The sequence below is a fragment of the Bradyrhizobium sp. S3.7.6 genome, from assembly GCF_054061875.1.
Window position 1 is genome coordinate 5,700,549 of record NZ_JBSSEQ010000001.1, and the last position, 25,369, is coordinate 5,725,917.

Annotated in this window: 28 protein-coding genes and 1 pseudogene; all 29 read right to left on the bottom strand. The window is 60.6% G+C overall.

Annotated elements, in window-relative coordinates; genetic code table 11:
- Nucleotides 1–5 precede the first annotated feature (5 nt).
- The 29 genes and pseudogenes from ACVJ5M_RS28065 to ACVJ5M_RS28205 all read right to left on the bottom strand — a co-directional run bounded on the left by ACVJ5M_RS28065 (nt 6) and on the right by ACVJ5M_RS28205 (nt 25,364).
- Nucleotides 6–686, bottom strand: a complete 681-nt coding sequence (locus ACVJ5M_RS28065) for a hypothetical protein (protein ID WP_456679475.1) — start codon at nt 684–686, stop codon at nt 6–8.
- A gap of 39 nt (nt 687–725) precedes the next feature.
- Entirely contained in the window at nt 726–1,391 is a 666-nt protein-coding gene (locus tag ACVJ5M_RS28070; RefSeq protein WP_456679476.1) for a putative phage tail protein, read from the bottom strand.
- Nucleotides 1,384–2,496 (bottom strand): baseplate J/gp47 family protein, encoded by a 1,113-nt coding sequence (locus ACVJ5M_RS28075; protein ID WP_456679477.1) that lies wholly within the window; start codon nt 2,494–2,496, stop codon nt 1,384–1,386. The genes ACVJ5M_RS28070 and ACVJ5M_RS28075 overlap by 8 nt, the downstream gene beginning before the upstream one ends.
- A gap of 33 nt (nt 2,497–2,529) precedes the next feature.
- Entirely contained in the window at nt 2,530–3,030 is a 501-nt protein-coding gene (locus tag ACVJ5M_RS28080; protein WP_456679478.1) for a phage GP46 family protein, read from the bottom strand.
- A gap of 7 nt (nt 3,031–3,037) precedes the next feature.
- Entirely contained in the window at nt 3,038–3,421 is a 384-nt protein-coding gene (locus ACVJ5M_RS28085) for a hypothetical protein (RefSeq protein WP_456679642.1), read from the bottom strand.
- Between the two features lie 174 nt (nt 3,422–3,595).
- Nucleotides 3,596–3,820 (bottom strand): annotated as a pseudogene (locus tag ACVJ5M_RS28090) (phage baseplate assembly protein domain-containing protein); the annotation flags it as partial.
- Entirely contained in the window at nt 3,817–4,494 is a 678-nt protein-coding gene (locus tag ACVJ5M_RS28095) for a hypothetical protein (protein WP_456679479.1), read from the bottom strand. The pseudogene ACVJ5M_RS28090 and the gene ACVJ5M_RS28095, both read right to left, overlap by 4 nt.
- A 3-nt stretch (nt 4,495–4,497) precedes the next feature.
- Complete coding sequence (locus ACVJ5M_RS28100; RefSeq protein WP_456679480.1) at nt 4,498–5,127, bottom strand: DNA circularization N-terminal domain-containing protein; 630 nt, start codon at nt 5,125–5,127, stop codon at nt 4,498–4,500.
- Between the two features lie 67 nt (nt 5,128–5,194).
- Entirely contained in the window at nt 5,195–5,587 is a 393-nt protein-coding gene (locus ACVJ5M_RS28105) for a hypothetical protein (RefSeq protein ID WP_456679481.1), read from the bottom strand.
- Between the two features lie 58 nt (nt 5,588–5,645).
- On the bottom strand, nt 5,646–6,755 hold the full coding sequence (locus ACVJ5M_RS28110; RefSeq protein WP_456679482.1) for a phage baseplate assembly protein: 1,110 nt from the start codon (nt 6,753–6,755) through the stop codon (nt 5,646–5,648).
- Complete coding sequence (locus ACVJ5M_RS28115; protein ID WP_456679483.1) at nt 6,755–9,091, bottom strand: phage tail tip lysozyme; 2,337 nt, start codon at nt 9,089–9,091, stop codon at nt 6,755–6,757. Before ACVJ5M_RS28115 ends, ACVJ5M_RS28110 begins: the two co-directional genes overlap by 1 nt.
- 150 nt (nt 9,092–9,241) lie before the next feature.
- Nucleotides 9,242–9,580 carry a phage tail assembly protein gene (locus tag ACVJ5M_RS28120; protein ID WP_456679484.1) on the bottom strand — a complete coding sequence of 113 codons (339 nt, stop codon included), beginning with the start codon at nt 9,578–9,580 and terminating at the stop codon, nt 9,242–9,244.
- A 56-nt stretch (nt 9,581–9,636) separates the two neighbouring features.
- Nucleotides 9,637–10,002 carry a phage tail tube protein gene (locus ACVJ5M_RS28125; RefSeq protein WP_456679485.1) on the bottom strand — a complete coding sequence of 122 codons (366 nt, stop codon included), beginning with the start codon at nt 10,000–10,002 and terminating at the stop codon, nt 9,637–9,639.
- A gap of 168 nt (nt 10,003–10,170) precedes the next feature.
- Nucleotides 10,171–11,808, bottom strand: a complete 1,638-nt coding sequence (locus ACVJ5M_RS28130) for a phage tail sheath C-terminal domain-containing protein (RefSeq protein ID WP_456679486.1) — start codon at nt 11,806–11,808, stop codon at nt 10,171–10,173.
- Between the two features lie 184 nt (nt 11,809–11,992).
- The gene (locus tag ACVJ5M_RS28135) at nt 11,993–12,265 is read right to left on the bottom strand and encodes a hypothetical protein (protein WP_456679487.1); all 273 of its coding nucleotides are present in this window, start codon (nt 12,263–12,265) and stop codon (nt 11,993–11,995) included.
- 6 nt (nt 12,266–12,271) lie between these two features.
- On the bottom strand, nt 12,272–12,832 hold the full coding sequence (locus ACVJ5M_RS28140; RefSeq protein WP_456679488.1) for a hypothetical protein: 561 nt from the start codon (nt 12,830–12,832) through the stop codon (nt 12,272–12,274).
- Nucleotides 12,829–13,215: a head-tail joining protein gene (locus tag ACVJ5M_RS28145; protein ID WP_456679489.1), complete on the bottom strand. Its 387-nt coding sequence runs from the start codon at nt 13,213–13,215 to the stop codon at nt 12,829–12,831. Before ACVJ5M_RS28145 ends, ACVJ5M_RS28140 begins: the two co-directional genes overlap by 4 nt.
- Nucleotides 13,216–13,224: 9 nt before the next feature.
- Nucleotides 13,225–13,560: a DUF2190 family protein gene (locus tag ACVJ5M_RS28150; RefSeq protein WP_456679490.1), complete on the bottom strand. Its 336-nt coding sequence runs from the start codon at nt 13,558–13,560 to the stop codon at nt 13,225–13,227.
- Nucleotides 13,561–13,640: 80 nt separating this feature from the next.
- Nucleotides 13,641–15,242, bottom strand: coding sequence for a phage major capsid protein (locus ACVJ5M_RS28155; protein WP_456679491.1), 1,602 nt, complete (start codon nt 15,240–15,242; stop codon nt 13,641–13,643).
- Nucleotides 15,243–15,315: 73 nt separating this feature from the next.
- Nucleotides 15,316–16,047, bottom strand: a complete 732-nt coding sequence (locus tag ACVJ5M_RS28160; protein ID WP_456679492.1) for an HK97 family phage prohead protease — start codon at nt 16,045–16,047, stop codon at nt 15,316–15,318.
- On the bottom strand, nt 16,048–16,257 hold the full coding sequence (locus ACVJ5M_RS28165; RefSeq protein WP_456679493.1) for a hypothetical protein: 210 nt from the start codon (nt 16,255–16,257) through the stop codon (nt 16,048–16,050).
- Complete coding sequence (locus ACVJ5M_RS28170; RefSeq protein ID WP_456679494.1) at nt 16,226–18,298, bottom strand: hypothetical protein; 2,073 nt, start codon at nt 18,296–18,298, stop codon at nt 16,226–16,228. Before ACVJ5M_RS28170 ends, ACVJ5M_RS28165 begins: the two co-directional genes overlap by 32 nt.
- A 206-nt stretch (nt 18,299–18,504) precedes the next feature.
- The gene (locus ACVJ5M_RS28175) at nt 18,505–18,660 is read right to left on the bottom strand and encodes a hypothetical protein (protein WP_456679495.1); all 156 of its coding nucleotides are present in this window, start codon (nt 18,658–18,660) and stop codon (nt 18,505–18,507) included.
- A gap of 159 nt (nt 18,661–18,819) precedes the next feature.
- Nucleotides 18,820–20,424 carry a phage portal protein gene (locus ACVJ5M_RS28180; RefSeq protein WP_456679496.1) on the bottom strand — a complete coding sequence of 535 codons (1,605 nt, stop codon included), beginning with the start codon at nt 20,422–20,424 and terminating at the stop codon, nt 18,820–18,822.
- Entirely contained in the window at nt 20,425–20,643 is a 219-nt protein-coding gene (locus ACVJ5M_RS28185; protein WP_456679497.1) for a phage head-tail joining protein, read from the bottom strand.
- 15 nt (nt 20,644–20,658) lie between these two features.
- Entirely contained in the window at nt 20,659–22,143 is a 1,485-nt protein-coding gene (locus ACVJ5M_RS28190; protein ID WP_456679498.1) for a hypothetical protein, read from the bottom strand.
- Between the two features lie 45 nt (nt 22,144–22,188).
- Entirely contained in the window at nt 22,189–24,273 is a 2,085-nt protein-coding gene (locus tag ACVJ5M_RS28195) for a phage terminase large subunit family protein (protein WP_456679499.1), read from the bottom strand.
- A complete protein-coding gene (locus tag ACVJ5M_RS28200) occupies nt 24,221–24,760 on the bottom strand; it encodes a hypothetical protein (protein WP_456679500.1) in 540 nt (179 codons plus the stop codon). Before ACVJ5M_RS28200 ends, ACVJ5M_RS28195 begins: the two co-directional genes overlap by 53 nt.
- A gap of 394 nt (nt 24,761–25,154) precedes the next feature.
- The gene (locus ACVJ5M_RS28205; RefSeq protein ID WP_456679501.1) at nt 25,155–25,364 is read right to left on the bottom strand and encodes a hypothetical protein; all 210 of its coding nucleotides are present in this window, start codon (nt 25,362–25,364) and stop codon (nt 25,155–25,157) included.
- Nucleotides 25,365–25,369: the final 5 nt, after the last annotated feature.

Consider the following 25,369-nt stretch of genomic DNA (forward strand, 5'->3'; position numbering starts at 1 on the left):
GCCTCTTAGTAGTTCACGAGAGGGACTTCGTCCCATGCCACAGTGAGCACACAGCTCCACGTTCCAGTAGCGGGAACGGTTGCTTGGATGACGAAGCCTTCGTTCAGTCCAAGCAAGAGAGGATGTTCGTCCACCGCTCGCGAGAACAAACCATCCAAGCTCTGACTAGCCTGCACAGCGAACGTGGTCGTCGCAGTCGTCGGCGCCGCCAAATCCATTCGCGCGAAGGGGCTTGCGTCGAGCGTTCGCGTTCCCGGTGTGAGTGCAGTAGTATTGGCTACCATCACGGCTGCGCTCGATGATGGCATTGCAGAACGCAGCTTGCCGGTTGAAGTGCTGATTGTCGTCCCACCAGTGTCGAACGCTGTGAAGGTGCGAGCGGCAATTGCGCTAAACGTGAGAATGCCGCTTGTGAAGCCGGCTGCGTTAGTGAAGCCATTGAGACGGATGCGTCGGATGATGGCGCTCAGAGACGATGACGGATTGCGAAACGCAAACACGGTTGCGCCAGCGGAAGCTCCGGCAGCGATCACACCGGTCGCGGCGACAGCCTGATAGCAGCCACCGATCCCATAATCGACAGGGTACGGCGTCGATAGATGGCGCACCGCCTGAAGCGATCCATCTTGCGCGGTCGAAACATCCTTCGCACGCATCCGGAACGGCGCGTCGTTGCCGTCCTTCATCAGAACGTTGTCATTAGGTGATGGCATGAGAGCCCCTTGTTAAAACAGAGCGAGGTAACCGGAATTCCACGGGCGCGAGCCGCGCAGCTCGGCGAGCGCCGAGTAATCGAACACGACGACGGTCTGCGCAGGCTTCCAGCGGTTCATGAGGCAGTACAGGTCGGAGCCGTTCCAGCTCGCTGTGAGACCGGTGACTGTCACGGTCCAATAGAAGCGGATCGTCACGTCACCGAGGCCCCAGCGGAAACTACCGAGCCCGTCAGGGTCGATGTTCGTCGTATCGCCGACGCCAGAGATGCCGCACTGATACGGCGAATACTCGCGAACGTTGACGGTCTGGCCGTACTTCGTCGCGCGATCGATGAAGAACTGTCGCGACTGCGCGCCGATGAACGTCATCTTATCGACGAGGTTCACACGCCGCGTTGCTGCATCGGACGGATTGTTAGGAAGGCAATTGTCGGGAAGGCCCCACGCGCGTTCGAAGTCAGGCAGCAACAGGTTGGTGCTGCGCGGGTCGCTCTCGACGCTGAGCAGCAGCGCTGCCTTGGCTTCGGTCTGGTCGCCCCAAATCTGTGCGAGACCGCTGATGACCGATTGCAGCACCGAACCGGGTTCGCGCGGCCACGCGGGACCGGTCGGCAGCAGATCGTTCCAGCCTTCCGCGTATTCGACGGACGTTCGCTGAACCCATTTCTCAGGCATAAACGATCGTCCCCAGCACGCCGATCGAGCCCGGATAGGGCATCGGATGATCGTTCATGATCAGCGTGAAACTGTCGATCGTACCGATCGACGAGACCGCTTCGCTGACCCACGCGCGATAGATCGTCTGTGCGTCCTGCTCGATGCCGTTGATCGCGTGGGCCGGCGCCGCGCGCTGGAACAACATCTTCTTCACGGCGACAACGATCGCGTTGCGGTTAGAGACCGTGTCCGGAGACAGGTTAGAGATCGTGAAGTTGACGGGTTCAGGGACCGGCGCGACGATGAAGCGGTCTTTGATGCAGACCGGGCGAACCGTGTCGATGTAAGTCTGAACGGTCGCGATGTCGGCTGAAGACGGAAAGCCGTCAAGGTTGTTGACGAGATCGTCCGTCATGAAGCGCACCGTGATCGTGCCTGGCCCCATCTCGACAGGCGAGCACCACGCGCGCGTAACGTTGACGCCCGGCGTCGCAGTCGCCCACTGAACGAAATCCTCTGCCGAGCCGCCAACGGGCGGTTGGCGGATACGATCGAGCAGACGTTCGCGCAGCTCGTCATCGGTTTCCTCATCGATGCCATCAGTGATTTGAAAGATTGGAAGGACGCCGTTGACACCTGCAATGCCGGTCTGCAGCGCGAGCGAGGAGCCGACAACTAGCCCGGTCGGGCCGGGATTGATCGCTACTGCATCCACACCGACCGAACCACGACCGCCGAGCGTTACTGTCGCCTGCGTCGAGAAATAGATCGCTGCTCCCGTGGTGTTGTTGACGGCGCCTGCAAGGATGGTTCCAGCCGGCAAGACCGTGCCTGAGCCCCCATCAGCCGACACCTTGCACGCGGCATAGCTCGCCGCCTTGCGCGGCTGCGTCAGCCAGATCGCGGCGAACCGATCGAGCCATTCGGTCTCTGCCGTGTCGGGCATGATCTGGCGCGACAGCCAGTCGAGATAAAGCAGCGTGAGATAGGCGAGGCCCGCGTTCGCATCGGACATTACGCGCAACACGCTGTTCGGGATCATCGGACCCGAATGAAGCTGCGCCGTCACGTTGTCGCGGTTAAGCGAACGCAATTGCTCCAGCGTTGGCGTTTGCCAAGGCATGCATTTAGCTCCTCAGATTGTGTGAAGCCGGGCTTATGAGCCCGGAAACAATTCCAGCCAGAGCGGCTGATATTCCAGTTTGATCGCCGGCTTCTGGCCGCGATAGATCATGATCGTCGCGCTGATGCGCTGATCGCTGACTTGGCTGACGCTGACATCAAAGCGCGTGAACACGCCGTTATCGACAAATGGCTTCAGTGCTGCGCGGATATACGCCTCTACGCGAGCGACCGTTGCGCCTTCGGCGGCGCCGGCATCGACGATCTTCGCGCGCGTGAGCAGCCAGAGCTTCGAGCCGAGCGGCCAGCCGTTCCAGAGCTTCTTCGCATCGATATCACCCCACCAGCCGCGCAGATTGCTGTCGCGCGGATCAGGCAAGGCGTCGCTGTCGTCGGCGAGCGCGTCACTGTTGAGCGCGAGGATAATCGCGCTCGCGAGCTGATCCGTCTCGTCGAGCAATCCAGTCGGCTGCTGCAGCCAGTCAAACGTGACGATGTCCGGCCGGGACACCGCGACATAGCGAATATCGGGCATGATTGACCTAGCTTGTGATCGGCGGATCGTTGGCGCCAGAACCCCAATCAGGATCGGCGAGGTTCGCGCCAGACTTGGCATTGATGGTCGCGCCGCCCTTCAGGAACAGGTCGGCTGCAGCGACCAGGATCGCACTCAGGCCGCGCGCCAGCATGTTAGCGGCGGCGATCAGTTTGATGTCGGCGCTGGCGTTCACCTTGAAGTTCTTGCAATTGAAGTTCACGTCGCCGTTCGGATGGTTGAGCGTGAACTGCGTCTTGTCGATCGTGAGATTGATCTGAGCAGCGCGACCAGCCTGCTTGATCTGCCCCATCTTCTGAGCTTGGTTCGAGCCGCCGCCCTGCGCCTTGGCGTCTTGCGGCATCTTGTCGTCATCCATGACCTGCAGCATGATCTTTTTGCTGTTCGGTACGGACGCCCAGAGACCATCGCGCTTGAAATGGACTTGCTGCCCCTGATCGTCATGCAGCGCGACTTCACCCTCTTCGAGCTGATAGAGCCGGAAGCGACGATCGCCGACGACGACGGCGACGCCGTTGCTGCGATTTCCGCCGAGGAAAGAGATGAAGGCTTCAGCCGTGCGACGAAGCGAACCTTGTCCGGAAGGCTTTTTAGGGACGCTCGTGAACCCGTAGGGATGCGCGTGCTCGATCTGATCTTGCTGCTCGCCGTCGAATAACGACAGCTTACCGTTCTGCATGAGCTTGCTGTCATCGACACTTTCGACGACAGAGCGACCAAGGCCGTTCGCATGCCGATCGGCAGATGTTCTGGAGGTCGAATGTCTCATTCCGAGAGAGCCGTGATTTTCTGCGGCATGAAGAGCGGATGAACCGCGTCGTTCTCGTCGATCAGTTCACCCGCGCGCGAACCGTCGCTGTAGAGCCGCTGCGCAAGAGAAAGCGCCGAGTAACGCTTGGGAAAGTGGAAAGACACCATGTTCGGCAGTGGACGCGATCGGTTAGCGAGATCGTTCGAGACAGCAGCGTGCAGCTCGATCATCGCCTTGTATCCGATGTTATCGAGGTTATCGGCTGCGACCGTCTCGGCCTGATCAAAGGCGGCGTTGATGCGATCGAAATATCGATCGACAGCCTGCCGGCTCTTGAACTCCGTTGCGGCGAGAATGCGCGCCTGCTCGATAAGCGCCAGCCGCACCGAGACATTGCGAACCGCTATTGCTGGCAAACCGCTCGGCGACAACGCCAGCGCGATCTTGCGAACCGTGTCCATCGCTTCGAACGAAATGCCCGCGAACTGTGCTGTCTCGAAGGCGGCGATCAGCCAGAGAAAGAAGCCGAGGCGGTTGTTCGCGAGAAGAGACGCGCCGTCCGCATCGAGGATGCCGCAGGCAGCTCGTGCCTGCGCGCCAGTCACGCCGCTCTTGCCACTGACGCTGTCGCGCAGAGCTGCGGCGACTTTCTTCGTCACCGTCATCGCTTCATCGAGATCGACTTTTTTCACAGATCACCACCCCGAAAAGTCGGCCGATGCCAGCAACCCCGGCACCGATACGCTTGCGCTAAGGCTGACGCCCGAGGCGCCAAATCCGACCTGAGCCCCGAAGCCGGCGCCGACCAGGGCGACCCCGCCATAAAGTCCGGTCTGCATGAACTGTTGTGCGATATCGAAAGCCGAACCCGCGCCCGGTGCGCCCACTGCATTGTTTGCCGCGCCGGCAACGGCGCCCTGCGTGTCGGCTGTAATCTGGAGATCGACACCCTGCCCCGCTTCAACGAAGGCCACTTCAAATTCGACCCAGCCGCCGCGCTCGCGGCGCTCAGTCATGTTGTAAGTGTCAGCAACCACGGCGCCGGGGACTTGGTAGGTCGGATGCACGAGATCGGCCCCGCCTTCAGTCTCGAACGCCTGCACAAGCGCATCGCGCTGCGTCTGATAGTTGGGACCAATCAGATAACCAGTGATATGGAAGCGACGGGCGCGGCGACCCATGTCTTCGGCATAGGGAATGTCACGCTTCGGAAACTCATGAGGGACAATGCGACGCCCGCCAGATCGGGTATCGGCTTCAACATGAAACCCGACCCCCTTGAATGACGCTGGTCGCAAGTTGAGCTTCCACGGCGGCAGAGCCATTGTCGTTCCCCAAATAAAAACGGCCCCGGAAAACCGAGGCCGCTTCTGAATTTACTTTGGCTGGATTTTACTTCGGCTCAACCATTTGCCGCCGATGCATCCCGTCAGGCCCGTACAACTTCCAGACCTTCGCGCAGAATTCTGACGGGCGCGCGTCGTAATCTCTGATCAGCATCACGAACAGGCTATAGCCGGTGTGATCCTGATCGAGATCGTTGTCGATCTCTTTCAGCATGCTGTCCCGCTCGTCTTTACTGTTGATGCCGACGCTTTCGTACTCTTCACGCATAGCGCTCTGTATGCGCCGCATGCGTGGGCAATGGTCGTCTGTCGTTGCTACTGCAACCGTGGCAACGCTCTCGATGGCGTCCCGCTGCTCGGATGTCACCTTTGCTGACGCAGCAGCGCCAGCGCAAGCCATCACGCCAGCAAGAAAAACGGCTCTAATCAAATGCTTCATCTCTAACGGTCCTCCCGACCCGTCTACATATGGGAAGGAATGGAACCGTTCAAGCCCCTCAGTGGCCGGCAGGCGCGTCCCCGCTGAACGGGGTCACCACGTCCGTATTGGTGCCCTTGCCGTCCACCCGGCACAGTAGCACGTCGGTCGTCGTGCCACCATAAGAGGATTGGCGATGAATGATGCCTTTGATCATGAAGCCGAAGCTGCCGGAAGGCACGAGCATCGGCGACTTGACGACGATCGTCGATCGCAAGTGATTAAACCAGAGATCGCCATTAGGCGTTAGCCACCCCTGCGTCGTGATATCACCGTCAACGTTTTCGAACTTGATCCAGTCCGCTTCGTGGTTGGCGCGATGCTGACAGCCTTCCTGATCGGTAGGCTCCTCACATGCGATCGTGACGTTGCGCTTATAGGGAGACACATAAAGGCGCCCCCCGGTCTGCGTGACGGTCGATGACGCCTTCGGCTCCCGGTTTTTGTCTCCGCTATCATCATTGAAGTCGTTGGCGAGCGCTGTGACGTTGTCGGCGTGGTCGCGGTTAGACAACACGACGCGCGCGCGCAGAATGTTCCTGCCTTCTTCCAGCGTGAGCCCAGTCGATCGCGCCGGCCCACGGAAAGCAACCAGCTCGCCGCCGTTGTCCATCAAATGTAGGTTGACCATGCGGCACATGCGATCGATGCATGCAAACCGGGTCTCGCCGATGTGCTCGGAGAACCGCTTGAAGATTTTATTCGCGCCGGGCGGGTTGCCGTCGATCCTGAACGACACTCCGACGGCGCCAGCGACTGCCGATCCCATCTGCTGAACATTCTGATTGATGTGCTGGCCGGGTTTAGCATCAACCGTCGATGCGACGAGGTCTTGCACCTTCGACGAGATGCCGATCTGAACCGCGTGGTTATGCCCGTCATAAGCAACCTGCCGCAGATACACAGTGCCGTTGATGACCTGCTGACCAGCAAGCGACACGGTGACGGGATCGCCTGGCATCAACTTGATATCGTCGAGCTTCAGCGGCAGCTTGCTGCTCTCGGCAACCGTGAGCAGACAGTGATCGACGGTGCGATCGTCGATCGTCCGCGTGACCTCCACGGTCTCCCAAATGTTGTAGTTCACACCGTTAGCCTTGACGGTGCAGACCTCCTGCGGTTTCGGCATCAGGCATCCTCAGAGGCGAGGCCCATCGAGCGGCCACGGTTGAGGCTGACATCCTTGAAGATGCCGCTGCTGTTCACTTGCGTGCGCGTGCCGCGCGGAAAGCCTTCAAGTGCAATCTTCACCGAGGCGTCGCCGGTCACCTTCATGCCGTTACCAAACATGCCGCTCTTCTGGCCGTTCGGAAGCAGCGAACCATCAAAGCGCGGGTCCATCTGCATATGCGGCCAATCGCGGCGTCCCATCGGAAAATGAAGCCCGTACTCGTTGGCATGCTCGTGAAACCATCCGGTCGGATCGCGCCAGTCAGCGGCTGAACCGCTCTCATGACGCGAGCGGCCGGGAGGAGCTGCGATGCCGCCGCGACCGGAGCGATAACGACGATAAAGCTCGGCCTGCTCTTCATAGGAGCGCTTGCCGGAAATGATACCGGCGCCCTTCTTGGCTTCGTCCGGAGCTGCAGCCCAGAGCGCGTTCATGCGCCCCATGAATTCGGGATCGAGATCGGCGAGATTGGCATCGCCGATGCCAATGCCCTTTGCGGCATTACTGCCTTCGACATGACCGGATCGAAGCGCTGTGCCTGTGTCGCGCAGCCGGCGACCATAGTTGCGCACTGCCGGCGCCTCGAAGTTGTCGGTCAAGACGCCGTTGACCTGACCGAGATTGCCAGCCGTGGCGCCCATGAGCGCGCGACGCGAAGCGGCATACGCCTGATCGGTCATCGCTTCGTGAGCCATGTAGCGCGACTGACCTTCGAGGTCGTTGTGCGCGTAGCCGTTTTCTTTCAACCAAGACAGCATCCGCTTTGCACGACCGAGACGGGCACCATAGATGCCGTACCCCGTGCCGCCGTCGTGCGATGTATTCGGATTGAGACCACTTTCCGAGATCGCCTGACCAGTGAGAGCCGACGCGGCGTATTCTAGATTTGCTTCCGGCACACCCTCTTTTCGGAGCTGATCCATGATTGCCGCCTTGGCTTTGCCGGTCTGAGGTCCCTTGAACTCGCCGCCAGTAGAAGGCACGAGCGGATAGTCCTTGCTGCCGAAACCACGCCCCGGGCTGACGTTGCCGCCATCAGGATGAAACGCTGTTGGCTGGAAAAGACCGCCCGGCTTTAACATCTCAGGATTGGCGTGCTCCATCAAGAATTGACGCATCCCGTCGAGAATGCCTTGCATGGTGCCCTTCTTGATCGTCTCTTCCTGCTTGCGTTCGTTCAGAAGCGGTCCAGCGGCGCCACCGATCGCGCCACCAATTGCGCCCGGGATCGCCAGCGGTGCGAGCGGACCCGCTCCGATGCCGCTCAACGCACCGCGAAATAGACCACCAGCCGCACCACGGATCGCTTCATCGAGATGTTTGGTGTGATCTGTTGCTTCGTCGATCTTCTTCAGCATTTCGCTGAAGAATTCATTCATCTCCTTGCGCGGCTCGGTGAACGCTGCCGTAAACTTGCTCTTGAGCTTATCGGCGCGATCGGTAGCGTCCTCTGATGCGTCCTGCGCTTCCTTGTAGCGATCAACGTCATGCTCTTTGATTTTCGCGACCGACTTGTGTTTCTCCTCGTCGTACTCCGACAACTTCGAGGTTGCCAGTCCGGTCGGGAGCCGGAACGTCTGAAGCAGCATCTCCTTCTGCTCAACCGTATTGTTCGAGCCGAGAATGCGACGGATGATCGTGTTCGTCGCCTCTTCTGTTGACATGCGCTTGAGGCCGCGCGCGTAGGACGTTGCGCCGACCGGCGCGTCGCCGCCTTCCATCTGCTCAAGCGCTTTTATGCTACCGCGCTTTAGCTTCGCGTGAAAATCAGAGAAGCCGATGATGCCTGACTGTGCATCACCCTTCTGCACGCCAAGCCGGCCCATCGTGTTTTCGAGCTTCTGAAACGCTTCAGCCGACATGTCGGTCGCGCGCCGAAGATGAAAGAGCGACTGGCTCTCTTTGCCCATCTTCTCCAGCGCTTCGGTCATGCGCTGGATGCCTTCATAGGCAATACCGACAGCGACGCCGATGGCGCCGAAGCGAGTGGTCATGCCGACGAGCGTCGAGATGACTTGCCCAGACACCATTTGCGACAGCGCTTCGCCCACCTCCTCGATGCGCTTCTTGTGCTCTGCAGCTCGCTTGACTGTGTTGTCGTGATGCTTTCGCAGCACGCTCTCAACATCAGCGACCTGCTTCTGATACGCCTTCGACGCGGCGCTGGAGCCCTCATTCGATTTCTTCGCAGCCGCCGCCGTGGCGATCATCTGCTTCTGGATTTCTTTTAGCTTATCACTGACCTGATCGGTCAGCTTAGCTACCAGCTCCATCTGTTGCTGATTTTCGGCCAAGGCGGCGTCACTCCGATTGACGTATCTCTTTCAGACGTCCTGACGTCAGCTTATAAAGCTCGGCCAGCTCATCTTGCGGAAGGTTTAGAAACACGTAGGGATCGCACTTGTAGGTCAGCGCGAGGTCTAGTGCGGCGTCGAGCAGATTTCCTACCTGCTCGGGATAAAAAAAGGCGTGATCGTCCACGCCAGCGCAGAGAGGTCATCGGTGTCGAGACGTTCAAGCGATGACGACGGGACGTTAGCTAGACGCGCGACCATTGCGAGCACCTTGCCATAGTCATGATCAACTTGCGGCGGATCAGTGTACGGCGAGAACTTCACGGGGTTGCCAACGCGCAGCAGATCGGCGCCCATCGGCTTGCGCAGCTTCAGCACCTTAACCTCTTCGCCGTAGGCGTTGATCGGCTTCGTCAACGCGAATTCGACAGCGATCTCTTCCTTCTCTTCATCAGCGTCAGCGACGGCGTTCTTCGGCGTTTTAGCCATTTGTTATTTGCTCCTCTGAAAACAAAAAAGGCCCGGCCGTTAGGCCGGGCTTTCTCTTAGATTTCCTGACAGTCGAGACCTTCGAACGTGACATCGACTTTGCCGTCGTGCGCGTCGATCGTGAAGGCAGCGGTGACCCAGGCATCGGTCAGCACATAGGTGCGACCGTTGGCGAGCTGCACCTGCACGGTGCTATCCGTGATCTGCTCAAGCTGTTCCAGCGAGAGCAGGTTGCCGATCGAGATGTCGCCCTTGATCTGGGGGACGATCGGCTCTTCAATGTAACCGTGAACGAAGTCCTGCCCGGCGACGCCGGTACGACGGACCTTGCCCGGAGTGACTTGGAAGCTGCCGCGCGCTTCGTACTGCGTGCCATCGACACGCAGCGAGAGCACGCCGCCGATACGGTTGGGAGAGGCCATTTTAATTTGCTCCAGTGATGCGGGGAGCCGGAACGCAAAAACCCGCGCTGTTCAGAGCGCGGGTTTTGGTTCTGGCGATTAGGCGGGAGTGATGCGGGGAGCCGGAACGCAAAAACCCGCGCTGTTCAGAGCGCGGGTTTTTTGGTTCTTGGCGATTGGCGGGTTGGGTTAGCCGATGTTCTGCGGCTGATACTGCAGACGGAATTGTGCGAGCGCGTCGAACTGACGAAGCTGCCCCGCGAGGCGCGGCGGCCACAGCACGTTGACGCGATTGGCGTCGGTGCTGTCGATCTCGACGATGAGGTTCGCCTTAAAGTTCGTCATGTCGGCAGCGAGGCCGTTGTAAATCGCTTGCCCGTATTCGGCGATCAGCTCGGCCTTGATGTCGGTCGGCGTCACGGCGGCCTGGCCCGGCCCGATGCGCGTGCCATCCGGCACGAGCTTCACGCGCGGGTACTTGCTCGTGATCGCCGACTTCATCGCGCGCAACAGCGCCTGAAGGTTGGTCAGCACCGACAGCAGCGCGAACGCCGTATCGGACTGGCCGTAGCTGTTGAGCTGATACTGCGTCTGTTCGCGCAGGATCATCGGGTTGCCGGACGGCGCCGTTGCCTGCACCGCGAGGCCGCTATTGACGAGCGAATTGTTCTGCGACTGCGTGAACCGGTTCTGCAGACGCGCCGGCAGGATGCCGAAGAATTCCAGCGTCTGCAGCGGGCGAGCCGGATCGTCGGAGAAACCGAGCGAACCCAGCGCGCAATAGGACGCGGTCCATTCCCAGATCGGCGACGGGCTGTCGGTCTCGATGCTCATCGTGCTGATGACCGGCGCGTTCTGCGACAGGCCCCACGTCAGCAGCGCCGCATAAGTGTCACGGCGCGCGCTGAAGATGACGCCGTACTGCTGGCGAACGTAATTCCAGCGACCCGTCGCGCCGAAACCATATTCGTTATTCCAAGAGGACATCGACGCGGTGTCGCTGAACGGCAGGCCGCAATAATCGAATTCCAGTGTCTGAATTGCCGAGATCACAGCAGTGAACGACGGCTGGCCGAGGCCGCCCGCGAGCGAGCCGCCGAGCGTCGAACGAAACTCAATGACGTCAGCGCTACCGACAGCGCTTGCGGCGTTGGCAGCTAGCGTGACAGTAGTCGAGGTCGTGGAAAGCACCGTGCCGATAATCGCGCTGGTCGTCTTGTCATACGCCTGCATGCCGGCCGCGACATTGCCGGGCACCGCCGTGAAAGTCAGTGACGGGCTCGCCGTTGTAGTCGTGGCGGAGGTCGAGGCGCGCGCCGCAGTGACGCGGAAGGCCATGCCGGTCGGCGCAGCTTCGCCGCCATACTGACCGAGATAGTTCGGGATCAGCGTGATGTCGCTCCCGGTGTCACCCTTCCATTTGCAGGTCAGATTGACGTCGCCCGTCGCGGCGACAGCGGTCACCGGAAGATCATTGGCGGCGTTGATCGCGGCGGCAAGATTGGTCGCGATAATCGATTGCGTGTCCGTCGAGGCGACGTTGATCTGAACCTTCTGCCCGGCGATGTAGAACGTCAGCACGCCCGACGCGGTCGCCGCGCTGGAGATGCTGATGGTGCCAGTCGCAGCAGTGCCGGCGCTCGGCTCGGACACCGGAGCGACCCAGAGCTGTTGCGTCGTGTTCGAATTCATGAACGCTTCGACCATGCGCGCGATCTGCGAGCCACGACCGAACATCTGCTGTGCGAGCACGACGGAGCCGACCGGCACCGGCACATCAGGCGCCGCGTTGCCGGCATTGCTGCCGCCCTGCGACGCAGTGAACATCTGACCCACGAGAAGCGCGCGGGCCGGCGCAGAAACGTTTCCAGCCTTCGTACCGTCAACCGTCGCCCAGAAGAGCGGCAGTTTCCACGACGAAGGAATTCCAGTGCTGACAGGCATTGGCTCAAAGCTCCAATAAAAAACCCGGCGCTAAGGCCGGGTCACAATGCGGGGATGGTTAGGTTGGTTACTTGGACTTGGTCTGTGCGACCGGCGCCGGCTTCTCAGCGGGTTCGGGAGCCGGTTCGGGTTCGGCCACGGGCGCGGGCGCCGGCTCGATCGGCGCCGCAGCGAAAGGCTTCCAGGCCTCTTCAGGATTGGAAGTCAGCGCATGATCGACCAGCATGCGGCACGTGAAGCCATCGACTTCCCAATCACTGCCCTCTGCCTTGAGCGGGCCATCGATCGGATGCCGAAGAACAAGCGAGGTCTCGCGCGTCGGGTAAACTTTGGTTTTCATATTCCTCTATCCGTTTAGGTCGATCTCATACGGGTCGCCGATCGGCTGCGGATCGTTGTTCGGTCGCACATCAACCATCACCTTGCGAAGCAGGTTCGGGAAGATCGGGTCGTACTTGACGTTAAAGCGGAACGTCATCTGCAAACGACCCTCGATCACGTAGCTCTCGCCGTTATTCGGGAAGCTGTAGGACCGGCTGATGTTGGGGATGCTGTCGAGCATGAAGTCTCCGTTCGCGTCTTTCAGTGACACGAACGTGTAGTCTTGCATCAGCGTGTTTTTGATGTTGTCGATCATGTCATCGACGGCACCGTCGAGAACGGCCGGATCGGTCAGCGTGTGCATGATCGAAATGCCGATAACCGCATCGTCGATATAGCGCGGAACGCCGACGTTAGCGTCACCGTCCTGGCTTTCGTTCTCGCGGATTAGATAGACGCCGAGGCGTGGAAACTGGTCGCTCTGTGTCGTGATCGTCGGCACTTTGCGCACAGACTTCCATTCATAGAGCGCTTGAATGCGCGACACGATCTGATCGCGGATATAGACGGCCGGCGTCGTACTCACGAGATCACCCGCTTCAGCGACAATGAAAGGCCGCCCTGTCCATCAGGCGTCACATCATCGAGCAGAAAGTCGATATAGGTGATAGTCGGATCGAGCGCGCCATCGAGCAAACCGAGTGGCAGATCGGATGCCAGCGTCGTAATCTTATCGCCTTGCCCGGGAGCGGTAGCAGGAAAGTCGGCGAGGCGAATGCCGAGCTTGATGTTCACTGTCGAGTAGATGTTGCCGCTCTCGCCGAGAATTTGCGTGTTCTGGATCGTCCAAATGCCGCGCGCAGTATACGGCGCGGCATTTGGTTGCGACACGACAGGCGTGACGGTCACCGGCTTCGCGAACGTCGCCATCGCTGGCGCGAGCACGAGCTTCGAGAAGTCAACGCCCATCGTTGTGCCTTACGCGATGAACGCGCTGTTGAGGCGAACGCGACCGATCGACGACGGGTTCGCAGCGACCTTGGTCGCGACGCCGATCAGCTTGTTCGTCGATGCGACGTTCGTCACCGTCTTCGCGGTATCGTCCCAATAGATGAGAGCGCCAACGGTCCAAGCCTGCGCGGACGTTTTCGCCATGTCGAAGGTGCCTTCGAGATGCAGCGTCACGGTCGCGCCGTTGGCGGCGTCATAGGCCGCGACGCCAAACAGCGAGCCGACCAAGCAGCCGCCGCCAGACGAGACGGCATAAGGGGCGGCAACATCTGCGGTGTTGCCCGGGAGAATTTGGTTCTTCATCGAGTGTGTTCCTGTGAAATGGGGTAAGGCGCGCGGAAAGCAAAAGCGGCCCGCCCGTTAGGGCGAGCCGCGATCACTCATTAGACGCCGGGGTCCTTGTAAGCGCCGCGATAGTCGATCGCGCCGCAGCCGAAGTCGTGTTCAAGGCTGATCTTGATGCCCTGCACGCCGAAGGGCTCGAAGGTGCGCGTGCGCGGACCGTTCGAACCATTCAGGAAGCCGTAAACGTAGTTCGGCACCTGCGACGGCTCGGTCAGGATGTACCATTCCGTGCCGGTGATGTTCGCATCCGACACGACTTCGAGGCGACCCGAGAACGGGTTCACGCTGGTGGTCAGGGTCGGCGCGATTGCGGTCACCATCTGGTCGGCAGCGGTTTCCTGCGTCGGACCGCAGAGCAGGATTTTCGGCGGCACGTTCAGGAAAATGCCGCTCAGCGACTTCATGCCGCGCAGCGCCTTGCGACCTGCGCCGATCGTCGTGATCGACGGAACACCACCGGACGCGGCGAGGTTGCCGTGGCCGGAAGCGAACACTGCAGTGCTGTCCTGATTGAGCGTCGGGTTCGAGTTGAACATCGCGTAGAACGTGGTGTTCTCGAAGCGCTGCACTTCGACGCCGGCCGATCCGAGGATTTGATCGATGGCGCCGAGGTCGTCGTTCACGAGCATCTGACGCGACACAGTGAACACGACACCGTAAGCCGACACGCTCACGGTTTCCTTGTTGTCCTGCGAAGTGCCGTACTGAATTTCTCCGGTCTCATTCACCGGCTGGAGCTGCGGGAAGTCGCCAGCGCGGATTTGCGGATGAGGACGGAAGTCGTTGAAGTTGCGCTGAGTGGCGATCCGACGATAGGTCGGGGTCGCGGTCTCATAACGCGCCAGCAGCGACTTGTTCAGCACGTTGGTGAAGATGTTCGGGAAGTCCGAGGTCGAGTGAAAAGCACGCGACAGGATGTCATCCACCTGACGAGCCGACAGATACGTGCCGGTGCCGCGATAGCCGATGCAGCGAGCCGCGATATCGACGATACCGAGGTTCATGTACTGCTCGGACTGCTTGCGGTAGCGCTCGACGAACGCCTTCTCGGCGGGAGCCTTCGGCTTGTACTCGATGCCCTCGTTACCGCGAGAACCAAGCACGCGCTGAACAAGCGCCAGCTCCATCGCCTGCGCGACACCCTCACGCTCATCGCGCAGGATGACGACATCGCTGCCGCCGCCAGTCGGTCCCTTGGCTTCCGACTGCTTCGCCAGTTCGGCGAAGAGACGCTTGCGCATCGCGTCGGGCTTCTCGCCTCGCGTGACGGCTTCGGCGAGGTTGAGATCGATCTTCAGGCCACGCGCCTGAGTGTCGATCGCGACCAGCTCGGCCATCTGCGCGCGGGTCAGCACGGCGCGATTGCGAGCGGGCGCTTCCTGCTCGTCATCGTCGTCCTCTTCGTCCTCTTCGGCGTCGTCGTCTTCGGCGTCGTCGGTCGCCGCAGCGGCGCGCTTCTCGGCCTTGACAGCCTTGACGATCTTGGCGTCGAGCGCGGCGATCTCGCCGAGAATGCGCTGATGCTCGGTCTCGATCGCGCGAGCCGCTTCGGCGTCCATGCCTTCCACGATCTCGGCGAGCTTCGCCTTCGCGGACGCCTCAAGGGCGCGCTTCTGCTTGCGCAGTTGCTTCACGTTCATTCGTCTATCTCCAATAAAAAACCCGGCGCGCTTTCGCGGCCGGGTCGGTTACAGTTCAGTGGTTGGTTTTAGTTCAGTCGTCCTTGCCGACGACGATCGTCTGCCGGGCTTGCATGCGCGCCCGAATGTCGGTGATCGGCGAAGTCACACGCGGATATTCATAGGTGACCTCGAAATTGCCGAAGCGCTTCGTCACCTTGAAGGCGCCGCGCGCCATTTCGTCGATCTCAGGCACCGGACGGTCCTTGCCGCTGCCGAGGCTGCGGATCATCGCCGTGCCGTCTGCCGGCACGCCGACAAGCGACGCTTCGAACAACTGCCACCGCGTAGCGGTGAACGTGAGATCATCATCCCACCGCACGCGATCTTTTGCGGGATCGACAACTTCGCCGTCTGCGTTGCTGATCTCCCAATCATCGACGCGATAGCCGGCGCTGATACCGGCTATCTCGCCACGCGCGACCATGCCTTCGGCCTTCTGGCCCTGCTCGGTCTGATTGAATTTGAACCGGCCCATCAGCGCGCCGCGCTTGATCCACGTCTCGGTGACGCGACCGAGCACGCTATCGAGGCCGTCTTGCTTGTGATGGTCGAGAAGCGGAATGCCGCCGTGTTGCATGCGCGTCAGGTCGATCGCGTCCTCATGAATGCGCAGCACTTCGGTGCCGTAGAACCGCTTGACCGCCGATCCCATCGAGATGACGGCGTCAACCGTGTGCGCCTTCTTGTCGTAAGAGCCCGGCGCCACGTCGGCAAAGCGCGTATCGATCGCGCCCGCGAGCGAGCGCGCATTGAAGTGCGGCATTTAGGTTTTCTCCTTTGTGAGAGCGGCGATCTGCTTAGCCGAGAGGCCGAGCCGCTTCATCACCGCGATTGAGACTGACCGAGCAGCAGCATGATCGCCGCCGTCGAGAATTGGATCGTGCAGAACGTTGTCTTGCCGATCGTGGTTGTCGTCGAGGACAAAGAACTCCTCGCCGCCCTTACGCGGCTTTCTTTTTGCCGACGTAGGCATTGAAGCGCTCCATCGTTTGCGGGTCTTTCAGGTTCAGCGTGCCGTACCAGTCGGAGCCGAGCAGCAATTCCTTGCCCTGCTCGCTGTCGGCGATGGCCCAGAGCGCTTTAGGATCGGAGCTGCGCGCGAGCTTTTCGAGACCATCAGCAGCGTCGGGATCGACGCTGTCCATATCGAACGAGGATTGCTCTTCATCCGGATCGTCGTATTCCGGCAGCGATCCGTTATCGCGAGCCCAGCGGAAGCGCGACGTGTCGTCCATGCTTTCCCAATACTCGGATTGGTAGTCATCGACGCTGTCATAAATGTATTCGGGCGGGTCGAGATTGTCGGCGACGCTGTCGGCGTGTTTGTCAAACTGCTTCTCGATGATCGCGGTCAACTCGTCGCGCATCGTTTCCGTGAGACGCTGTGACAAATCTTCCGGATCGATGCCGGGCAAGTTGCCCTGCTCTTTCGCTGGCGCGTTGCTCGGCTCTTTCAGTTTGTCATCGTCGAATTCGACGCCGAGATCGCCCTGCCCTTCGTTGCCGCTCGCGTAATCGAGCGAGATAGCTTCAGCAATCTGCGATGCCGTATAGGGGACTTGCTTGTCTTCAGGATCACGATCGTCAATCCATTCTTGGATTGCATCGAGCGCCCAATCTTGTGAGCCGTCATAGTCGGTCGCGACTTGCGACTTCGCGTCATCGATCGCGTTGCCGCTGTCGCGCCAACTATCGATCTCGCTCTGAATGAACTCGTCGCGCGTGGAACGCATCCACGCATCCTTGATCTCGTTCTGATCGTGATCGCCGATCTCATCCCAGCTCTCAGGCTGGTAACCGCTACCACCGCTGCTGCTGCCAGAGCCGCCGCCGAGCTTGTCGAGAATATCACTCGACAGGGACGACCAAGAGCTGCGATCCGGCACGTAGCCGTATTTCGCCCAGGCGTAGCCACCGACATCGATGTTCGCGTGAACCTTGACACGCTCGACGCCGAGCTTCTGATACAGCTCGATGTTGCCGGCGAGCATCTTCTTGCCGAGGTCCCCGCGCGTGTTGCCACGATCGAGAGCGAAATAGCTGCTCTCTGCGGTCTTGTTGCGGATATCGATGTATCGAGTGTAGGTGCCGATGCGCCGTCCCGCTGCGTTGAGCACTTCGCCGCTGATGTTCCAACGGCCATCGTTCTCGATGTCGATCGACATGTTGGCGTTGATGCCGCCGAGAAAATGGTCCTTGAACTCGGCCGGCGTCATGCCGACCTTTTCGTCCCATGTATCGACGAAGCGATCGGCTTTCGCCTTGTCGGACGCGAAGCGACCAAGATTGACCTTGTCTTTGGTGAAGTCGGCGATCTTCGCCTTGACCTTGGCGCCGGTCGAGCTGCCCTTATCGCTGGCGCCAGTCGTCGCCGGCTTTGCGGTCGTGCTGCTGCTCTTACTGCTCGCGCTGGTCTTGCTGCCGGCGCTGCTCTTCGTGCTCTTGCTCGAAGAGCCGGTCGAGCTGCTGCTGCTGGAGCTGGGAGAGCTGGAGCCGCTACCGCCGCCGCCGTCGCTCGTGAACTGGCCGTTGTCGGGATCGTGGTTCTCGTTGTAGCGGAAGAGCGAGCGGACATATTCGGCGACCGGTGCGAACGCGCGACCGCTCTTGTCGGTCTTCGCGGCGGCCTTCTGTGCGACCGTCGCATCGTCATATGAAGCGAAGGTCTTGCCGTCTCCGGCAGCGTAGGGCTTCGCGTTCTCGTCATAGACCATGAACACGACGTCGGGCTTGCCGCCGTTGTACGCCTTGAACAGCTCTTTATCCCAGCCTTCCGGCTGATAGTTCTCGTCGAATGGCGTGCGCGAGACCGCGCGAAAGCCGTTGAGGCTGTAAAGTTCGGGCAGGACCGTATCGAAGCAATCGAGGCGTCGGCCACCTTCCTGCACGGCGAGCGGCAGGATCGAGGCGACGATGTTCTTTGCGTTGCTGTCCGGATGCTTGAAGACCGAAATGATGTCGTCGCCCTTCAAGGCGAAACCGACCTGTCCGTCGTCTGTCGTGAACAGACGCACGTGCTCATAGTCTTCCTGGGGATAAAGCGTAACGGCGGCGCCGTATTTGTTCGCCGACTTGGCGGCGTCAATCAGCGTGTGAAACGTCTTCGCGCTTCCGCTGTCGGCTTTCAGCTCGTTGAATGTGAGGGGGGTTGCACCGCTGTCAGTCAGCGATTTTTCGTGATCGGCAGACGGCGAAAAGACGCGCGCGATCGTCGCGCCTTTTAGCCGCCCATTGCCTCGATCATTTCGAGGGCTTCGGCCCTCGAAAGCTCCGGATGGTTTTTCAGCACCAGCGCCAGCGACGGCGGGTCCTTTGCCGCCGCCTTTTCCGCCGCCCGTGCCTGATCCCGAGCTTTTTTGTCCAGTCTTTTCAACACTTTCCTTGGTCCCTGATTTGGAGCCAACAGCGTTATTTACACTGCTTCCGCCTGATCCGCCACCCCCACCCGACGAAAACTGACCCGTGTCCGCGTCGTGGTTCTCGTTGTAGCGGCCGAAGAAAAGAGCATCGGCGACCGGGTTGCGACGGACGGGCATTAAGCGGCCTCATCCTGATCGTCGTCGTCATCGTCCTTGCTGTCGGGCTTTTCGACGTCATCGAGCGCGGCGTCGCCCTGCTCCAGCGCGGCACCATCTTCGCCCGGCTTCGCGGGCTGGCGGCCATGCTGGTCAACACGTGCGACATCGATATCAAGCACGACTTCAGCCTTGTGCGCGACCTCGAAGAATTTCTTGAACTCATCGATCGAATGGCGCCAGTCGCCGCCGAACGATGCAATGAAATCCTGCGGCGTCATCGCGCCCGAGCGCACCAAGTTCTTGGTCGCATCAAAATCCTTCTTCGGGTCGATCATTTCCTTCGCCGGCACGACCCAGCGCGCGGGGTAGCCGCCGCGATGCGTGCGCTCCGTAAGGCGTCCGGCGAGTACGGCGCGATTGATGAAGCGATACCAGACCGGCTTGCAGAGCTGCGGAATGATGACGTGCTGTTGCAGCTTGCCGATCAGGCGCCAAAACTCGATCTTGCCGGCGCGCAGGCTGGAGTAATTCGCCTGTCGCAGATCGCCGGTCGCCTGATCGTAAGTACAGCCGACGCCTGCGGCCATTGCCTGCAGATTGTTGATCAGGATCGTTTCGAGCTGGGAGGTCGAGGTCGGCGCCGCGAATTTGATATCCTGCCCGGAGCGCAGCTCTTTCAGCATGCCCGGTTCAAGCGTCGTCGTCATCGCGTTCTGGAGCGCGGACACGTTGCCGTTGTCTTCCAACAGCGGCATGCTCTCGTCGCTGTTGGTGATGAAGCCGGCGAAGCAGGCTTCGACACGCGCCTTGACGTTGGCGGCATCGAGGATGTCCGAAAGGTCGCGCGCGGTCATAAGGATCGGCGCGAACCACGGCACGCCACGAACCTGGCCCGGGCGCTCGCGCCGGAACATATGCACGAGGTCATCGCGCGAGACGAACTGAGACGTGTAGCTCTTCAGATCGAGCGTATCGTTCATCTCACCAGGATGACGAGGCCACAGCCAGAGGCCGCGCCATTCGTCAAACTTGCCGAGACCGACGCCGAGACGGTTGCGCTCGACGCCCGGCGCAGCGTTCTCACGACCGACTGCAAAGAGCCCTTCACGGTCCTGATCGATGAAATCGGCTTCGAGCAGTTGCAGCTTCAGCGGCACTGCCTCGCGATCGGTCATCTCGCGATCGATAAAGCGCAGCACGATCTCGCCGCTCTCGGCCATCGATCGCACAGCGAGGTCTTGCATCGCGTAGAAGTTCATGCAGCCGGTGATATCGGACTGCTCGCAAAACTCTTCCCAGAGCGCGTTGACCTGATTGTCGAGCTTGTCCGAACCGGTGTTAGACACCGGGATGATGCCGTTGCCGACCGAGTGCGAGCACAGGATGTCGAGCATCCGATGCGCCCACGGATTATTGCGCGCGAGATCGCGCGAGCGGTCGCGCAGCGGCGAGATCGCGCCCTGCAGCTCGCTGTTTGCCGACGTCCCCGAGGCGACCCAGCCGCCAGCGCGCCGGCCGCGATCGGCGCCCTCATAGAGACGGATCGCAGTACGCGCACGCGCACGCGCGGCGCCGCGTTCGGGCGAGACATACCCGATGATGCGGTCGAGAACATTGGACATTTATTTGTTGCCGATCTGGTCGCGATAGCCCCGGCTGTGCTCGACGAGCACGGTGGGCCGCTGTGTCGTAAGGCCGAGTGCGGAGCGAATGATCGATCGAATGCGCAGCATCTCGTCGAGAGAGCGATACGTCACGCTCTTGCCCTCATAGCTCACGCTGGTCGATCCAGCGGCGATTGCTTCTTCAATCGCGTCGAGCTGTGCTTGACTGAAGGCCATTACGTTTCCCTTGGTTCAATACGTCAGGAACAGCGCGCCAGCGTCGCGCGTCTGTTTCTGCCCCTCCGACTGCACGAAGCCGTGCGTCAGGATCGTGGATGTATCCGAAGCGAGAAGAGCGGTTGCAGACCCTGACGACTGGCAGTGAGCCAGCCACATCTTCGCTGTGGCCTGCGTCTGGTAGTCGATCGGAGTTGCGGCACCGCCGTGCGAGACATCGCCGAAAGCGTCGTGTGAATTCGTCCCGACGCACCACAATTGACAGCCGTTGATCGGGATGACGTTGGCGCCATAGTTGCGATAATATTCGCCGCCGATGTCGATCGCGATGATGTTGTCGTGGTACGTCAGTCCATTGCACGACAGCACGGTATCGCGGCCGGCATTGCGGCCGATGCATCCGATCGTAAGCGGGTAGAGGCCCGGCGTACCGCCCGGCGTCCAGTGTCCGTTGATGTCGTCAGCTTCGGCATTCATGCCGATGCAGTTGACCAAGGCGCACAGCCCGGTCATGAAATCCAGCTTGAACGCATTCACATTCGTCGCTGCGTCGCCGGCATAACCAGCCGAGCAATTGACCGCGATGAAATTCATGTTCGCGGCAGCACCGAATGCGATAGCGCCGGCTGCACCGCCGTGGAAGTTGAAGCCCTTCATATAGACGGACTTCGAGGTCGCATCCTGCACGAAGTTCGGCGTCGCCTTCAGCAAGGCGTGCGTGTTCGCGTTGGTGACGGGAGCGCCGCCTGCCCATTTCGCATAGACCAGCGATCCGACCTGAGCCCATGCGTTGCCGCTCGCGGCGTGCGCGCTCGCTGCGTCTGCGTACTGTGTCCCCATAATGGGATCACCGTAAACATCGAGCACGGTCGGGTTGATGACCTGGGAGACATTCGATCGCGTCGCCGTGTAGAGCGTCGTATAAGTCGCGTCAGTCGTGCCAGACCACGCGAGGTTATTGTCGCCGACCCAGCAATCGATGATGCCGCCCTTCGCAGGGTACGGCGCGCCGGTCGCGATGTACGCGATCGGCACAGTGTTCGGAACGGGCGTGGAGGTATTCGAGAAGCCGTCCGCGCGCGAGTAGCCGCCGCTGAGCCACGCGACTTGCACGTTGCACGGAACGCCAGTCGCGTTGGCGAGCTGCGTTCCTTTCCAGATCGATTTGACGGGTAGTGCTGACGTGCCGGGGTTGGCGTTGTTGCCAGTGGAGCCGTTGACGAAGAAGCTCGGCCCTGCGAGTTCAGCGCGCGCATAGGCTTCCGGATTGAAGTCCGTCGTGACGACGCCATTGACGCGCCGGACGACCAACGGATACAGCGCGAACGGCCAACCGAAGCCGGCAGGCGGCGGAACGATGTTGTTCCGCCCCGTGGTATCGGTCAACTGCACTTGCGGCGACGGATAGACGTTGTTGAGTGCTACCGCACGCGCGCGTTGATACGGCGATGGCGCTGCCCCGGTCGATCCCTGCGGCGTTCCGTACACCTGTCGCGGCACGATCGACGGGCTCGTGATATTTCGATATGGTGAAGCCAAGGCAGATTATCTCCGAAACCACCCGCTCGTGTCGCGGCCGATGAAGTTGTTTGCGTGCGTTCTCGCGACATTCGGCGAGATCACGCGCGGTCTCGCGCGATCTGGCGAATTCTGATTGATGTAGGCAGAATGCTTGACGGCTTCGGCTTCCGGCGCCTGCTCTGTGTCGCCTGCCGGCACTCTCGGCGCGCCCTCGCTATCGTCAGTGAAGCTGTCATGCGTCACCGAGTATTCGAGATCGCGCGCGATCATGCGCGGCAGAGCTTTGCGCATCGCCAGCGCGCCGACGAACGTGTCGAGCGCTTCGTTTCGGTCCCTCACCTTTTCCCAAGCAATGTAAGTCTGGCCCAACCGCCTGCGCACGACGCGACGCTCGGAGTTGAGCTGTTCGAAGTATTCCGGGCCGAAGTTGTCGGCGACCGGGAAGTGAATGAAGCCGGGCTTGCTCTGCCCGGGTTCAGGCGGCGCGATGTTCAACCGCGCGTAAATCGCATCCTTCGCGGTATCGACGCCGAGGTTATAGATCACGTCGCCGGTCTTCGCGCGCGACGATCGACCCGGCCAGATCGGCTTCGGCCCAGCGACGCCGCGACAGGCGAAGATGCGCCGGCCTTTACGCGCCCGCGTGAACGCCAGCACGTTAGCCGTATGATGCCCTTGCAAGTCGATGCCGAACGACGCGATGCGCAGCATCCGGCCGGTCGTCGTGTGAAACTTCTGTCGCAGCAACTGCTCAAGCTCTTTCCAAGCTTGCGGCTGCGTCGGGTCCTGATTGATGATCGTGTACTGAAACGGCCACGCCTCTTCGTCCTGGCCCCAGCCGATCAACTGAACTTCGAGACGATCGCCTTGCACGTCACAGAAGCCGGTAACCACGCGGACCGCTTCCGGAAGGTCTTCGCCGTCATAGGCTTCGGCGCGCGCCAGCAGCGCATTAGGATCGAACGTCTCGGAGTATTTCGGCTCCCATAGCTCGGCGAGAGCTGTGTTCGTCCACTTCTTCAGCGCCTCTTGATCTTGGCCGGCGTCGAGAAATTCCTGCACGACATCGGCGAGGCGATGCCGTTTCGAATAGAGCTTGGAGAGCTGAAAGCCGGCGTGCCCGTTGAAGTGCGAACGGGCGCCACACTCCTCGCAGAGCGATCGGCCTTTCTCGTCCCATTTCGACGGCGTGCGCTTCTCGCCACAGCACGCGAACGGCGCGGTCTGGCGCCAGCCGTAGCCCGGGGCATTTGCGAGAGCGTCGAGAGCATGGACGCGGTCGCGTTCGGACCACACAGCACCACAACCGCCGCCGTCGAGCCCGCACACGATAGCCGCCGTCTGCGGCTGATGCGTCCCCATCTCATCGCGATCCCAGCGCACATTCGCCCAACTGAGCAATTGCACATAGTCGCAGTGAGGACAGGCGACAAACAACTTGCGTTGATCGGATACGCTGTACTCGCGGCCGATCCGCGACATTCCCTTGATCGTCGGCGAGCACGTGCGGACGAACTTCGCTCGGCCCAGCGCGCGATAGGTCGAGGCGCGCTCTTCGGCGAGCTTCAACGGGTCGCCTTCGCTGCCGGCCGAGATCGGATATTTATCGATCTCGTCACACAGGATGATGCGCTTCGGTCGCGACGCAAGATCGGTCGGCGAATTGGCGCCGACGAAGTCGAGCGTCCCGCCTGGGAATTCTTTATGCGAGATCGTGTTCATCGAGTTTCGCGCGCGCGGCGGATCGACCAGCGCGCGAAGCTGCGGCGTGATCTCGACCGTTGGCGCGAAACGCTCTTTCGAGAAGTCTTCGGCGACGCCCTGCGTCGGCTGCACGAACAGGATCGCGGCCGGGTCTTGCGCGATATAGTAGCTGCAGACGTTGATCAGGAACTCGGTCTTGAGAACCTGCGTCGCGGCCATGATCGTGACCGTATGCGTGTCGGCGCGCGTGACCGCGTCCATCGGACCGAATGCGCACGGCTGCGCCGATGTTTTCCAGCGACCGGGAGATGCGGAATTCTTCGAGGAGACGAGACGGTGTGTGTCGGCCCACTCAATCAGGTTCAGGTTCGGCGGCGGCTTCACCACCGTCTGAGCCTTCGACAAGCTCAGCGCTATCGCCGCCCAGCTCGACGTTGGGGTCGAGGATAGGTTGAGTGAGTTCATCTAACGCCTCGTAAATCTCGGCGCGGATGATCTCTTCGACCTCGTCGCGCGAACGCATTTCGCACCCCGATGCCGTCTTGCCCGGGATGGCAAGGCAACGCTCGCGAAACGTTGCGAAGATGGTTTCGACCGCGCGCAGGCACTGCGCCAGCGGCACGTATTCACCGCGCGATACTGCATTCTTCAATGCAACGGCTGCGGTCTGCTCGCGCGTCAACTCGGCGCGCGCTTCGGTCAGTCCCTCCGCATCGCCGGATCGGCCCGACGCTTTCTTGCGGATGTTCTTGATGTACTGTTCGCGGACCCTGTCGAGGTCATAGGCGCCGCGATCGGCCTTGGAGATGACACCCGACGAAACAAGCTCTTGGAACCGTGCCGACGTCAGGAAGAGATGCCCTGCAGCCTCTGCGATAGTCGCCACTTTCATCAACCCCTTAGAAAAAACTGCGCCCTAGCTATGTGGAACGCGCGCGCGCGACCCGCCCTACCCCGGGGTAGGGGAAGGACCCAGGCCGGACCTTTCGGAGATTGCTAAGGCTGCCGATTTGCCGAATTGCAAATCGAATGCAAGATGCAGGAACACGATCGACATAGGCGACCACGACAGTAACGACCACGCCGCAAGCGTGAGATACATCGGCGTCAGCATCGCGTGAGACATCGCAGTGAACGTAGCTTGCTGATGATGATGCGAAACGAATTGCATGCAGAGCATGCGGCCCAGATGAACAGCAGCGGCAGCAGATAGAACGCAATCACTAAGGCAATCACTATGCTGGAGAGCACAGCATCAAACAATGCGGCGATCCTTGCAGTCATACTTAGCGCGACCGTCCCAGCGCACGCTCAGCCTTGGTGATGATCTCGCCGATAGCAGGATCACCATACAGATCATACAGGCGACGCATCACATTGAGCATCGCAACATACGACTGCGAGTATTCATCTTCGTCACGCTTGCCCGGCATCGCAAACACCGATCGGCGCTGTTGATCCTGCTGGCGCTGTTGCGCCTGATTGTTTTGGCTCATTGCCC

Coding starts and splice junctions, on each gene's coding strand:
- ACVJ5M_RS28065 (WP_456679475.1), bottom strand. CDS start 686: ATGAAGGACGGCAACGACGCGCCGTTCCGGATGCGTGCGAAGGATGTT.
- ACVJ5M_RS28070 (WP_456679476.1), bottom strand. CDS start 1,391: ATGCCTGAGAAATGGGTTCAGCGAACGTCCGTCGAATACGCGGAAGGC.
- ACVJ5M_RS28075 (WP_456679477.1), bottom strand. CDS start 2,496: ATGCCTTGGCAAACGCCAACGCTGGAGCAATTGCGTTCGCTTAACCGC.
- ACVJ5M_RS28080 (WP_456679478.1), bottom strand. CDS start 3,030: ATGCCCGATATTCGCTATGTCGCGGTGTCCCGGCCGGACATCGTCACG.
- ACVJ5M_RS28085 (WP_456679642.1), bottom strand. CDS start 3,421: ATGCTGCAGGTCATGGATGACGACAAGATGCCGCAAGACGCCAAGGCG.
- ACVJ5M_RS28100 (WP_456679480.1), bottom strand. CDS start 5,127: ATGGCTCTGCCGCCGTGGAAGCTCAACTTGCGACCAGCGTCATTCAAG.
- ACVJ5M_RS28105 (WP_456679481.1), bottom strand. CDS start 5,587: ATGAAGCATTTGATTAGAGCCGTTTTTCTTGCTGGCGTGATGGCTTGC.
- ACVJ5M_RS28110 (WP_456679482.1), bottom strand. CDS start 6,755: ATGCCGAAACCGCAGGAGGTCTGCACCGTCAAGGCTAACGGTGTGAAC.
- ACVJ5M_RS28120 (WP_456679484.1), bottom strand. CDS start 9,580: ATGGCTAAAACGCCGAAGAACGCCGTCGCTGACGCTGATGAAGAGAAG.
- ACVJ5M_RS28125 (WP_456679485.1), bottom strand. CDS start 10,002: ATGGCCTCTCCCAACCGTATCGGCGGCGTGCTCTCGCTGCGTGTCGAT.
- ACVJ5M_RS28130 (WP_456679486.1), bottom strand. CDS start 11,808: ATGTTCACTGCGTCGCAGGGCGGCAGCAATGCCGGCAACGCGGCGCCT.
- ACVJ5M_RS28135 (WP_456679487.1), bottom strand. CDS start 12,265: ATGAAAACCAAAGTTTACCCGACGCGCGAGACCTCGCTTGTTCTTCGG.
- ACVJ5M_RS28145 (WP_456679489.1), bottom strand. CDS start 13,215: ATGGGCGTTGACTTCTCGAAGCTCGTGCTCGCGCCAGCGATGGCGACG.
- ACVJ5M_RS28150 (WP_456679490.1), bottom strand. CDS start 13,560: ATGAAGAACCAAATTCTCCCGGGCAACACCGCAGATGTTGCCGCCCCT.
- ACVJ5M_RS28155 (WP_456679491.1), bottom strand. CDS start 15,242: ATGAACGTGAAGCAACTGCGCAAGCAGAAGCGCGCCCTTGAGGCGTCC.
- ACVJ5M_RS28160 (WP_456679492.1), bottom strand. CDS start 16,047: ATGCCGCACTTCAATGCGCGCTCGCTCGCGGGCGCGATCGATACGCGC.
- ACVJ5M_RS28165 (WP_456679493.1), bottom strand. CDS start 16,257: ATGCCTACGTCGGCAAAAAGAAAGCCGCGTAAGGGCGGCGAGGAGTTC.
- ACVJ5M_RS28180 (WP_456679496.1), bottom strand. CDS start 20,424: ATGTCCAATGTTCTCGACCGCATCATCGGGTATGTCTCGCCCGAACGC.
- ACVJ5M_RS28185 (WP_456679497.1), bottom strand. CDS start 20,643: ATGGCCTTCAGTCAAGCACAGCTCGACGCGATTGAAGAAGCAATCGCC.
- ACVJ5M_RS28200 (WP_456679500.1), bottom strand. CDS start 24,760: ATGAAAGTGGCGACTATCGCAGAGGCTGCAGGGCATCTCTTCCTGACG.
- ACVJ5M_RS28205 (WP_456679501.1), bottom strand. CDS start 25,364: ATGAGCCAAAACAATCAGGCGCAACAGCGCCAGCAGGATCAACAGCGC.